Source organism: Pseudomonas sp. ICMP 460, from assembly GCF_002723595.1.
Classification (GTDB): domain Bacteria; phylum Pseudomonadota; class Gammaproteobacteria; order Pseudomonadales; family Pseudomonadaceae; genus Aquipseudomonas; species Aquipseudomonas kitaguniensis.
The window spans coordinates 1-12,503 of the sequence record NZ_LKBR01000035.1; the positions used below are offsets into that span (position 1 = coordinate 1).

The 12,503-nt window shown below is 60.5% G+C and carries 8 protein-coding genes and 1 pseudogene; 5 read left to right on the forward strand and 4 right to left on the reverse strand.

The window, feature by feature from the left end:
* Positions 1-182: 182 nt before the first annotated feature.
* The gene (gene acnA, locus AO240_RS20415) at positions 183-2,924 is read right to left on the reverse strand and encodes an aconitate hydratase AcnA (protein ID WP_099238736.1); all 2,742 of its coding nucleotides are present in this window, start codon (positions 2,922-2,924) and stop codon (positions 183-185) included.
* 190 nt (positions 2,925-3,114) lie between these two features.
* Between acnA and rlmM the strand changes: the two genes are divergently transcribed.
* Positions 3,115-4,191: a 23S rRNA (cytidine(2498)-2'-O)-methyltransferase RlmM gene (rlmM, locus tag AO240_RS20420; RefSeq protein WP_099238738.1), complete on the forward strand. Its 1,077-nt coding sequence runs from the start codon at positions 3,115-3,117 to the stop codon at positions 4,189-4,191.
* Between the two features lie 55 nt (positions 4,192-4,246).
* A complete protein-coding gene (gene tusA / locus AO240_RS20425) occupies positions 4,247-4,492 on the forward strand; it encodes a sulfurtransferase TusA (RefSeq protein ID WP_099238740.1) in 246 nt (81 codons plus the stop codon).
* On the opposite strand, the gene AO240_RS20430 is transcribed toward tusA, so the two are convergent.
* The gene (locus tag AO240_RS20430) at positions 4,489-5,883 is read right to left on the reverse strand and encodes an MATE family efflux transporter (protein ID WP_099238742.1); all 1,395 of its coding nucleotides are present in this window, start codon (positions 5,881-5,883) and stop codon (positions 4,489-4,491) included. The two genes, tusA and AO240_RS20430, sit on opposite strands and share 4 nt — an antisense overlap.
* A 182-nt stretch (positions 5,884-6,065) precedes the next feature.
* Here AO240_RS20430 and pdxB point away from each other — a divergent pair, with 182 nt between their 5' ends.
* Positions 6,066-7,208 (forward strand): 4-phosphoerythronate dehydrogenase PdxB, encoded by a 1,143-nt coding sequence (gene pdxB / locus AO240_RS20435; RefSeq protein ID WP_099238744.1) that lies wholly within the window; start codon positions 6,066-6,068, stop codon positions 7,206-7,208.
* Positions 7,209-7,260: 52 nt separating this feature from the next.
* Here pdxB and AO240_RS28675 read toward each other — a convergent pair whose 3' ends face one another.
* Positions 7,261-7,434 carry a PA1571 family protein gene (locus tag AO240_RS28675; protein ID WP_058411036.1) on the reverse strand — a complete coding sequence of 58 codons (174 nt, stop codon included), beginning with the start codon at positions 7,432-7,434 and terminating at the stop codon, positions 7,261-7,263.
* Between the two features lie 246 nt (positions 7,435-7,680).
* On the opposite strand from AO240_RS28675, the gene AO240_RS20440 reads away from it, so the two are divergent.
* Entirely contained in the window at positions 7,681-9,462 is a 1,782-nt protein-coding gene (locus tag AO240_RS20440; protein WP_177445849.1) for an ABC transporter transmembrane domain-containing protein, read from the forward strand.
* A gap of 63 nt (positions 9,463-9,525) precedes the next feature.
* Positions 9,526-10,293: pseudogene (locus AO240_RS20445) on the forward strand (Fic family protein); the annotation flags it as partial.
* A gap of 113 nt (positions 10,294-10,406) precedes the next feature.
* Here the strand turns inward: AO240_RS20445 and AO240_RS20450 are convergent.
* Positions 10,407-12,335, reverse strand: a complete 1,929-nt coding sequence (locus AO240_RS20450) for a transglycosylase SLT domain-containing protein (protein ID WP_099238750.1) — start codon at positions 12,333-12,335, stop codon at positions 10,407-10,409.
* Positions 12,336-12,503: the final 168 nt, after the last annotated feature.

Below are 12,503 nucleotides of genomic sequence, written 5' to 3' on the forward strand. Positions count from 1 at the left end.
TTCAAAAGTGACCCGCTGTAAGAGCGGAACCGATATAAGCCATAAACTCAATAACGGATATGCACTCAAAACCCAAGCCACAAACCTAAATAATTTTAATAGCAACAACAATAGGTTATTTGTAGTTTAAAAGAAGGGGGCTCCATTAATTTGAAAGCCCCATGTTTCAGTTCGCATTAGCCTTAAGAGGCGATCAACTGGCGCAGCACATAGTGCAGAATGCCGCCCGACTTGAAGTACTCCACTTCATTCAGCGTATCAATCCTGCACAGCACCTCAAGCTTTTCACTGCTGCCATCTTCCCGGGTAATCACCAAGGTCAAATTCATCCTCGGCTCGATCTCGGCATCGGTCAGGCCCAGAATGTCGATCTTCTCCTTGCCCGTCAGCTTCAAGGCCTTGCGGTTCTGGTCCAGCTTGAACTGCAACGGCAACACACCCATGCCCACTAGGTTGGAGCGGTGAATACGCTCGAAGCTCTCGGCGATCACCGCCTTGACCCCCAGCAAATTGGTGCCCTTGGCCGCCCAGTCACGGCTGGAACCGGTGCCGTATTCCTGGCCGGCAATCACCACCAACGGTGTACCGGAGGCCTGATACTGCATGGCCGCGTCGTAGATCGGCATTTTTTCGCCAGTGGGGATGTACAGCGTGTTGCCGCCTTCTTCACCGCCGAGCATTTCATTGCGGATACGGATATTGGCAAACGTGCCGCGCATCATCACTTCATGGTTGCCACGGCGTGAGCCGTACGAGTTGAAGTCACGCGGTTCCACGCCTTTTTCACGCAGGTAACGGCCAGCGGGGCTGTCGGTTTTGATGTTACCAGCGGGGGAGATGTGGTCGGTGGTCACCGAGTCGCCGAGCATTGCCAGCACGTTGGCGCCTTTGACGTCTTTGATTACCGGCGGCGGGCCGGCAATGTCATCGAAAAACGGCGGGTGCTGGATGTAGGTCGAGTCTGCCTGCCACACATACGTCGCCGCTTGCGGCACTTCAATTGCCTGCCACTGCTCGTCGCCGGCAAACACCTCGGCGTATTCCTTGTGGAACATGCCGGTAGTGACTTGGGCCACGGCATCGGCAATCTCTTTGCTGCTTGGCCAGATGTCTTTCAGGTACACCGGCTTGCCGTCCTGGTCGTTACCCAGCGGCTCGCTGCTGATGTCGATGCGTACCGTGCCAGCCAGCGCGTAGGCGACCACCAGCGGCGGCGAGGCCAGCCAGTTGGTTTTCACCAGCGGATGCACGCGGCCTTCAAAGTTGCGGTTGCCGGACAGCACCGAAGCCACGGCGAGGTCGGCTTTCTGGATGGCTTTTTCGATCGGCTCGGGCAACGGGCCGGAGTTGCCGATGCAGGTGGTGCAGCCGTAGCCGACCAGGTCAAAGCCGAGCGTGTCCAGGTACTGCGTGAGGCCCGCGGCCTTGTAGTAGTCAGTGACCACTTTGGAGCCTGGCGCCAATGAGGTTTTCACCCACGGTTTGCGCGTGAGGCCCTTTTCAACGGCCTTTTTCGCCACCAAACCGGCGGCCATCATCACGCTGGGGTTGGAGGTGTTGGTGCACGAAGTGATCGCGGCAATTACCACGGCGCCGTTTTTCAGGCGATAGGTGTGGCCATCTTCTTCGTAATCGGTTTCACCCACCAAATCGGCGTTGCCGACGGCGACACCACCGCCGCCTTCGCTTTCGAGGCGACCTTCTTCCTTGTTGGTTGGTTTGAATTGCAGGTCAAGGAAGTCGCTGAAGGCTTGGCCTACATTCGGCAGCGACACACGGTCTTGCGGGCGCTTTGGCCCGGCGAGGCTAGCTTCGACGCTGCCCATGTCCAGGGCCAGGCTGTCGGTGAACACCGGCTCCTGGCCAGCGTTGCGCCACAAACCCTGCGCCTTGGTATAGGCCTCGACCAGTTTTACCGTGGCGGCCGGGCGGCCGGACAGGCGCAAGTAGTCGAGAGTCACCTCATCCACCGGGAAAAAGCCGCAGGTGGCGCCGTATTCCGGGGCCATGTTGGCGATGGTGGCGCGGTCGGCCAAGGGCAAATCGGCCAGGCCGTCGCCATAGAACTCGACGAACTTGCCTACCACGCCTTTTTTACGCAGCATCTGCGTCACCGTCAGCACCAGGTCGGTGGCGGTAATGCCTTCTTTGAGTTTGCCGGTGAGCTTGAAGCCGATCACTTCCGGAATCAGCATCGACACCGGCTGGCCAAGCATTGCCGCTTCCGCTTCGATACCGCCCACGCCCCAGCCGAGTACGCCAAGCCCATTGATCATGGTGGTGTGCGAGTCGGTGCCGACCAATGTGTCGGGGAACGCGTAGGTGCGGCCGTCTTCATCCTTGGTCCACACGGTGCGGCCGAGGTATTCGAGGTTGACCTGGTGGCAGATGCCGGTGCCCGGCGGCACCACGCTGAAGTTGTCGAAGGCGCTTTGGCCCCAACGCAGGAAGGCGTAGCGTTCGCCGTTGCGCTGCATTTCGATGTCGACGTTTTGCTCAAACGCGCGGGTGGTGCCGAACTTGTCGACCATCACCGAGTGGTCGATCACCAGGTCGACCGGCGACAGCGGGTTGATGCGCTGCGGGTCACCACCGGCCTTGGCCACGGCGGCGCGCATGGCGGCGAGGTCGACCACCGCGGGCACCCCGGTAAAGTCTTGCATCAATACACGCGCGGGGCGGTATTGGATTTCGCGGTCGGACTGGCGCTGTTTAAGCCACGCGGCAATGGCCGTCAGGTCGGAGCCAGTGACGGTTTTGCCGTCTTCCCAGCGCAGCAGGTTTTCCAGCAGCACCTTGAGCGACATCGGCAGTTTGTCCAGGTCACCGAGGCTCTTGGCGGCTTCGGGCAAGCTGAAGTAGTGGTAGGTTTTGTCGTCGATTTGCAGGGTTTTAAGGGTTCTCAGGCTATCAAGGGATGACATTACATGACTCCTTATGGTCCGCACGGCTACGGACCTGACGGGACGAACAGAGCGTTTAACTTAGCCCTGTTTTCATTAGCAGGCTAATAACTGGACTGTATGGTTAAGTCCAAGGTTCCGAACTCGGCTATCATGCGCGCGTTTTCATGACAGGCATTGCGATAGCGCAAGCCAGTTGCCAGGAGAGTCAATGAACACCCTTTTTATGCACTGCCGCCCAGGTTTTGAAGGCGAAGTCTGTTCCGAGATCGCGGAACACGCCGCGCGCCTGAACGTTTCCGGCTATGCCAAAACCAAAACCGGCAGCGCCTGCGCCGAATTTGTCTGCACCGAAGAAGACGGCGCGCAACGCCTGATGCACGGCCAGCGGTTTGCCGAGCTGATCTTTCCGCGGCAGTGGGCGCGCGGGGTGTTTATCGACCTGCCGGAAACTGACCGCATCAGCGTGATCCTCGCGCACCTGCAAGGCTTTCCGGTGTGCGGCAGCCTGTGGCTGGAGATGGTCGACACGAATGACGGCAAGGAGCTTTCGAACTTCTGCAAGAAATTCGAAGTGCACCTGCGCAAGGCTTTGTTGAACGCCGGCAAGCTGGTCGACGACCCGAGCAAACCGCGCCTGCTGTTGACCTTCAAAAGCGGCCGTGAAGTGTTCATGGGCCTGGCCGAATCGAACAACTCGGCGATGTGGCCGATGGGCATTCCGCGCCTCAAGTTCCCACGCGACGCGCCAAGCCGTTCAACCTTGAAGCTGGAAGAAGCCTGGCACCACTTTATCCCGCGCGACCAGTGGGATGAACGCCTGCACGGTGACATGACCGGCGTTGACCTCGGCGCGGCCCCCGGCGGCTGGACCTGGCAACTGGTCAACCGCGGCATGCTGGTCACGGCTATCGACAATGGCCCAATGGCCGAAAGCCTGATGGACACAGGCCTGGTGCAGCACTTGATGGCAGACGGCTTCACCTTCGTGCCCAAGCAGCCGGTGGACTGGATGGTGTGTGACATCGTTGAAAAACCGGCGCGCAATGCGGCACTGCTGGAAACCTGGATTGGCGAGGGCCATTGCCGCGAAGCGGTGGTGAACCTGAAGTTGCCGATGAAGCAGCGTTACGCTGAAGTTAAGCGCCTGCTGGAGCGCATCGAAGAAGGCTTCAAGGCACGTGGCATTCGCGTGGAAGTCGGCTGCAAACAGCTTTACCACGACCGCGAAGAAGTCACCTGCCACCTGCGCCGCCTGGAAACCGCGAAAAAACCGAAAAGCCGCTAAACCCCCAAGGCAACCACCGCTCTAATGGGGGAGCGGCCAGCTACAGGAGTGAACTATGAGTCTTGATCTACCCGTCGACGGCACCCTAGACGCCACCGGCCTTAACTGCCCGGAACCGGTGATGATGCTGCACCAGCACATCCGCGATTTACCGCCGGGCGGCTTGCTCAAGGTGATCGCGACCGACCCTTCGACCCGCCGCGATATTCCCAAGTTTTGTGTGTTCCTTGACCATGAACTGGTCGATCAGCAGGAGCAGGCCGGGACGTACCTGTACTGGATTCGCAAGAAGGCCGACTAACCGCGCGCCTTGTGTGCGTGAATCCGCCGGCGTGCACTGCGCGCCAGGCGCACCAGCAACATCCCCGCCGCACAGCTCAGGCCCACGATCAGCCCTTGCCATAAACCGCTGGGGCCGCTGGGTTCGCCGAGCCAGTCAGTCAGACCCAACGCATAACCCACCGGCAGCCCCACGCCCCAATAGGCGAACAAGGTCAGCACCATGGTGACGCGTGTGTCTTGATAACCGCGCAATGCACCGGCGGCGGTGACCTGGATCGAGTCCGAGAACTGGAACAGCGCAGAGAACACGATCAGCGTCGACGCGAGGTGAATCACAATCGGGTCCGGCGTGTAGATCGCCGCGATCTGCTCGCGAAACAACAGCATCAGGCTGCACGACAGGCAGGCATACGCCAGCGCGGTACCCATGCCGACGCCGGCGGCAAAGCGTGCCTCACGCGGTTCGCCACGCCCCAGCGCCTGGCCGACACGCACGGTCACGGCGATGCTCAAGGAATAGGGGATCATGAACACCAGCGAGCTGACATTCAGCGCGATCTGGTGGCCGGACACCACCGTGGCGCCCAGACTGCCGATCAACAGTGCGATGACCGCGAAGATGCTCGATTCGGCGAAAATCGCGATGCCAATCGGCAGGCCAATGTTCAGCAGGCGCTTGATCACCGCCCATTGCGGCCAGTCAAAACGCTTGAACAGTTCGCAACGCTGGTACGCCGGGCCCCAGCGCGTCCAACCGGCCAAACCGAGCATCATCACCCACATCGCGATGGCCGTGGCCCAGCCGCAGCCCACGCCGCCCATGGCCGGAATGCCGAAATGGCCATAGATGAAGATGTAGTTCAGCGGGATATTCAACGCCAACCCACACAGGCCCATGACCATGCTCGGCCGCGTGCGGCCCAGGCCATCACTGAAACAGCGCAGCACGTAGTACAGCGCAATCGCTGGCATCCCGGCGGCGATGCCATACAAGTAACCCATCGACGGCGTGATCAGGTCGGGCTCGACCTTCATCGCCTGCAGGATCGGCTCGGCGCTGAGCAGCAACAGGGACGCCGTGAACCCCACCACGACAGCCAGCCATAACGACTGGCGCACCAGCGGGCCAATCTCGCCATAGTGGCCTGCACCGTAGCGCTGCGCGACTTTCGGCGTGGTCGCCAGCAGCGTGCCGGTCATCAGCAGGTAAACCGGAATCCAGATCGAGTTGCCCAGGCCCACTGCCGCCAGGTCCTGCGGGCTGACGCGACCTGCCATCACCGCGTCGACAAAGCTCATCGCAGTGGTCGCCAGTTGGCCAATCATGATCGGCAAGGCGAGCGTCAACAGGCCGCGCACTTCCCGGCTGATGCGGGCGGGGCGGGTGATGGAGGCGGTGGCAGTGTTCACGTACAAATGTCCAGTTAAGTGTGGCTGAGGACGGCGGAGTCTACGCCTTGACGCAATGGTCAGGAAAAAACCTGTGTTAGCGATTTGTAAGCGATTTACCGCTGCGCAAGCTGGCTTGCCTGCTCGCCACCACAACGCAGGTCGCTTCCCTGTACACTGCTGTTCCGCGAAAGGAGCCTGCCATGCTGATTGTTGCCGACGAAAATATCCCACTGCTTGATGCCTTCTTCGAAGGGTTTGGCGAGATTCGCCGGGTGCCCGGCCGGTCCATCGACCGCGCGACGGTCGAGCAGGCGGATGTGCTGCTGGTGCGTTCGGTAACCAACGTTAACCGGGCCTTGCTCGAAGGCACGCAGGTGCGGTTTGTCGGCACCTGCACTATCGGCACCGATCACCTGGACCTGGGCTACTTCAAGCAGGCCGGTATCCAGTGGTCGAGCGCGCCAGGCTGCAATGCGCGTGGCGTGGTGGACTACGTGCTGGGCAGCTTGCAAACCCTGGCCGAAATTGAAGGCGTCGACCTCACTCAGCGTACCTACGGCGTGGTCGGCGCGGGTGAAGTGGGCGGGCGCCTGGTCAAGGTGCTCAAGGGTTTGGGCTGGAACGTGCTGGTCTGCGACCCGCCGCGCCAGATCGTCGAAGACGCTGATTACGTCAGCCTTGAGCAAATTATCGCGCAGTGCGACGTGATCAGCCTGCACACGCCGCTGACCAAGTCCGGCAACGGCTCCACCTGGCACTTGCTCGATCGTCAGCGTCTTCAACGCCTCAAGCCCGGCACTTGGTTGATCAACGCCAGCCGTGGCCCGGTGGTGGACAACGCCGCGCTGCGCGACGTGTTGCTGGAACGTGAGGACTTACAGGCCGTTCTGGACGTGTGGGAGGGCGAGCCCGAGGTAGACGTCGACCTGGCTGACTTGTGCGTGTTGGCCACGCCGCACATTGCCGGTTACAGCCTGGACGGCAAACAGCGCGGCACCGCGCAGATTTACCAGGCGTTCTGCGCCCATCTTGGCCAAGCGCCGAGCATTCAATTAAGTGATTTGTTGCCGGCGCCGTGGCTGGCTGAGGTGCATTTGAATGCCGCCACTGACCCTGCCTGGGCATTGGCGACCTTGTGCCGCAGCGTGTACGACCCGCGCCGCGATGATGCGGATTTCCGCCGCAGCCTTGTAGGAACAGTGCAACAACAGCGTGTGGCGTTCGACCTGCTGCGCAAGCATTACCCGCTGCGCCGTGAGATCGATGGCTTGAAGGTGCGCATCAACGGCGAGTCAGCCGATTTGGCGCGCATCGTCGCTGCGTTGGGCGCCGAAGCGCTTTAACAGCCACAAAAAACCCGGCCACTTGGGCCGGGTTTGAAAGAGCGTCGGCGCTTCAGCCTCGCTGCGCAGGTTTTACCAGGCGCTGTTCCAACTCGCTGCACGCTTGCTGGATCATCTCTTCGGTAATCTGCACTTCGCGGCCTTGGGCGTCGATCACCGAGCAAGGCAGATGCTGCGGTTGGCGGATTACTTCAATTTTGGCGTCGCTGCTGGTTTGCAAGGTCATGGCCTGTCTCCTCATCAGGTTGTGTACCTACTCTAATTCCCCCGCGTGACCAAGCTATTACAAGTCCTTACAAAGTCACCGGTTCGAGTGCTAAGTCGACCAGAAATCGGTACGGATTTCCAGCCAATCGTTAGACCGATAGCCTCTAGTGGCCAGTGTCCGCGGGCATAATTAACCTGACTCATTGTTATTTACTCAAGTTCCCCCAATGTTCAGGTGTAGCGACTTCTATTCCTCACGCAGGTGATGCCCTCCATGTTCTCAGCCCGTCAACGCCGTGCGATTCGCCTGGCCAGCCGCTTTATTGCGCCCTATCGCTGGCAGGCGCTGGGTGCCTTGTTGGCATTGATCGTCACCGCCGGCATTACCTTGTCGATGGGGCAGGGCATCCGCCTGCTGGTAGACCAAGGCTTCATGACGCAATCACCGCACCTGCTTAACCAGTCGATTGGCCTGTTTATGCTGCTGGTGCTGGGTTTGGCGGTGGGCACGTTCTCGCGGTTTTATCTGGTGTCGTGGATCGGCGAACGGGTGGTTGCGGACATTCGCCGCCAGGTGTTCAGCCACTTGATCTACCTGCACCCCGGTTTCTACGAGAACAACCGCAGCTCGGAAATCCAGTCACGGCTGACCACCGACACTACGTTGCTGCAATCGGTGATCGGTTCGTCGCTGTCGCTGTTTCTGCGCAATGCGCTGATGGTGATCGGCGGCATCGTGTTGCTGTTTGTCACCAACCCCAAACTCACCAGCATCGTGGTGGTGGCGCTGCCGTTGGTGCTGGCGCCGATCCTGATTTTTGGTCGCCGCGTACGCAGCTTGTCGCGCCAGAGCCAGGACCGCATTGCCGACGTCGGCAGCTACGTGTCCGAGACCCTTGGCCAAATCAAGACCGTGCAGGCCTACAACCATCAGGTGCAGGACGAACAGCGCTTCGCCGTCACCGTGGAGCAGGCCTTTGCCACCGCGCGCAAACGCATTGTGCAGCGCGCGTGGCTGATCACCTTGGTGATCATGCTGGTGCTTGGCGCCGTGGGCGTGATGCTCTGGGTCGGTGGCATGGACGTGATCGGCGGGCGCATCTCCGGCGGTGAGCTGGCGGCGTTTGTGTTTTACAGCTTGATCGTCGGCAGCGCCGTCGGCACCTTGAGCGAGGTGCTGGGCGAGCTGCAACGCGCCGCGGGCGCCGCCGAGCGGATCGGTGAATTATTGCAGTCGAGCAATGAAATCCAGGCACCTGCCAGTGGCACCGTGCAACTGCCGCAGCGCGTGAGCGGGCGTATGCAGTTGCAGGACCTGCGCTTTTCCTACCCTTCGCGGCCGGACAGCTATGCCATCGACGGCTTGAACCTGACGATCAATCCGGGCGAAACCCTGGCGCTGGTAGGCCCGTCGGGTGCGGGTAAATCAACCCTGTTTGACCTGCTGCTGCGTTTCTACGACCCGCAGCAAGGCCGCATCCTGCTCGAAGGCCACCCGCTGACCGAACTCGACCCGATGGACCTGCGCCGCCATTTCGCCCTGGTCTCGCAGAGCCCCGCGCTGTTTTTTGGCAGCGTCGAAGAAAACATCCGCTACGGCAACCCGTCTGCCACCCGCGAGCAAGTCGAAGCCGCCGCGCGCATCGCTCACGCCCACGACTTCATCCTGCAAATGCCCGAGGGTTACCAAACCCACCTCGGCGACGGCGGCATGGGCCTCTCCGGCGGCCAACGGCAACGCCTGGCCATCGCTCGCGCACTGCTGGTGGACGCGCCGATCCTGCTGCTGGACGAAGCCACCAGCGCCCTTGACGCGCAAAGTGAACACCTGATCCAGCAAGCGCTGCCGCAACTGATGCAAGGCCGCACCACGCTGGTGATCGCGCACCGCTTGGCCACCGTGAAAAACGCCGACCGGATTGCGGTGATGGACCAAGGCAAGTTGGTCGCGGTGGGAACGCATCAGCAATTGATTGCGAGCAACCCGCTGTATGCGCGGCTGGCGGCGTTGCAGTTCAGTGACGGGGCGCAAGCGCAAGCACAATGAAGCTGCCGACTGGCGTCTGCATGAGGCATTATATGGGCTTTGGTTATTGATCTGGATGAGGACATGGGCCGTTATCAACCTCCGTTGACGCTGACTACAAAGATGCTCGCGCTGATAGCCGAGATCAGTGAGCAGATCGGTCAACTCTCGATCGGTGACGACACTCGTCAGACGCCTCAGCTAAGGCGTGGCAACCGAATTCGCACGATCCAGGCCTCACTGGCGATCGAGAACAATACCCTGAGCGTCGAGCAGGTGAGCGCCGTGTTAGAGGGCAAACGCGTGTTGGGTTTGCCCCGGGAAATCCAGGAAGTACGTAACGCATTTGCAGCGTACGAAGCGATGGCGCATTGGGTGCCGAGTGATCGTGTTGACCTGTTGAAGGCTCACGAATTGTTGATGTTTGGTTTGATCGACGATGCCGGCCAGTTGCGTCAGGCCGGTGTCGGTATTTATCGCGGCGATCAATTAGTGCACATGGCGCCGCCCGCGAGCCGTGTAACGCACCTTGTCGATGACTTGCTGCGATGGTTGTCGCTGTCTGATTGGCATCCGCTGATCGCCAGTTGCGTATTTCATTACGAATTCGAATTTATCCATCCTTTCGCTGACGGCAATGGGCGCATGGGACGGCTCTGGCAAACCTTGATTCTCAGCCAATGGCGCCCCGTCCTGGCCTACCTGCCGGTAGAAGCGGTGATACGCGAGCAGCAGGACGCCTACTATGCCGCACTGTCAGCCGCCGACCAGCAGGCCGAGGCGACGCCCTTCGTCGAATTTATGCTACAGGCCCTCAACCTGGCCTTGGCCGAAGCCGTACACAGCGAGCGCTCACTCGCCCCATAAAAAATGCCCGCATTGCTCAATGCGGGCATTATTTTTCAAGCTTCAAGCTTCAAGCTACAAGCTACAAGCTACAAGCTTGCAGCTTGAGGCTGCCCCTCTTACTGATCATCAAAATACCGCTCATGCCAATCCACCAGCGGTTGCGGTGAGTTGAGCTTCTGCCCGTAGATCACCGAATAAGACAGCACGTTCTGTACATACTGGCGGGTTTCGTCGAACGGAATGCTTTCCACCCAAACATCAAAACTCAGGTGGTCGGCACCGCGCAGCCATTGGCGCACGCGGCCGGGGCCGGCGTTGTAGGCGGCGGAGGCGAGTACGCGGTTGCCATTGAACTGGCTGTGCACCTGGCTCAGGTAAGCGGCGCCGAGCTGGATGTTTTTGTCCGGGTCCAACACTTGTGCCGGGGAAGCCAGCGGGATGCTGAACTTGCGTGCGGTTTCCTTGGCGGTGCCGGGCATCAGTTGCATCAGGCCGCTGGCGCCGACGCCGGAGCGCGCGTCGTCCATAAAGGCGCTTTCCTGGCGAGTGATTGCGAACACCCAACTGGAATGCAGGCCGCGCACTTTGGCTTCGCGCACCAGCGTGTCGCGGTGGGCCATCGGGAAACGGATGTCCAGGTCGTCCCAGTACTGCGCCTGGCTGATGGTGCGGATCGCCGGGAAGTACCACTTCATGTCGTACGCCAGTTTGGCCTGAGCGACCATTTCATCGCGGTTGAAGTGACGGCTGACGTGGTACCACTCGCGACGGCCATCGACGATTTGGCCGCGTGCGTAGAACTCCAGGGCACGGCGAACACCGGGTGTGTTGCGCACCTTGTTGACCAGCGCCTGGCTCATCACCAGCGGTTTGTTTTTCAGCTGATACGGTGCTTTGGAGCGATCCGCCGCGAGGAAGCCGTAGAAGTCACGTTCCTGCGCGAGGTTTTTGTACAGCACCAGCGGTTGCGGGTTTTTCGGCTCAGCCAGCTCCAGGCTGCGCGCTTGCCAGTAACGCCAGCGGTTGGTGGTCGCAAGGTCTTGCGGCAGCTTGCGGGTCAACTGGTAGGCATCTTCCCAGCGCGCCAGACGCAACAGCAGGCGCAGGCGCCATTCGGAGACGGTGTTATCGCGCAACTCGGGGTCGTATTGGGTCATGACGTTCAGCGCGCGCGGGTCATAACGGCGCGCCAGGGTCAGGCCGATTTCGCGGGCGATCGACACTTTTTCGTCACGCGAGAAGTGCATGCTGCTGGCGTAACCGTCGAGCAGGGCCATGGCCTTGTCCGGGTCCTGGCGTGCCAGGCGGCGCAGGCCGAGGCCCACCGCGTCAGACATGGCCTCGTTGGCCGGCAGGAAGCGCGACGGGTCGCCGAGCATGTCGGGCTTCTGCGCCACGTCCACCATCAAACGGCCCTGAGCGCCGAGGGTTGGCAAGGTTTTCACCAGGCTGTTGGCCAGCGCGTAGTTGCGGGCTTCGGCAGCGAGCTTGGTGCGGTCCCAGATTTTTTGTTCGGTGAGTTGGCCGTCGGCCGCCCACTGGCCGAAGGTGGCATCACACGCGGTCGGCTGGGACTTGCCGGTCAGCCAGAGTTTTTCGGTGTTCTTGTAGCCTTCGGCTTTCAGGTTATGCGTGAGCTGGTACTGGGCTTGCAGGCAGTCCAGCTCAACGAAATTGAGTTTGGCGTCGTAGTACTTTTCAAAGGTTGGCCAGTCGCCACGGTCGGCCAGCCAGCGCAACCAGCGCAGCTTCATCCAGTTGGCCTGGGGCAGGTCACCGTTTTTGGCGAGGAACTGTTCGATTTCCTCGTTGCTCGCGGTTTTCAGGCGCGCGGTCAGCTCGTCGTAGGCCAGGTATGGCGTCAGCGGGTAGTCGGCCAACGCCTGGCTGTATTGCATGTACGGGCCGCTGTCGCCCCTGGCCAAGGCGCGTTTGGCCTCATCGTAATATTGACGTTGGGTGGTGAGGTCCACGGCCTGGGCGGATTGAACGGCGGTGGCGGAAAGAAGCAGGCAAGATAAAAAGTTGAAAAGGCGACTGCGCATGAGACGTCCGTGCAGAGAAATCACGACTAGCACCGGCATCGCCGACACTGATTGCCCCTAGCTTAGCCTTTTGCTTGCAGCCGTTGAAAGCTTTGCCAGCCGGTTGGTTGAAGTTGGTCGTAAATGTCGTTCAGAACGTGTCGATAGCAAAAATGCAGACCGCATCCC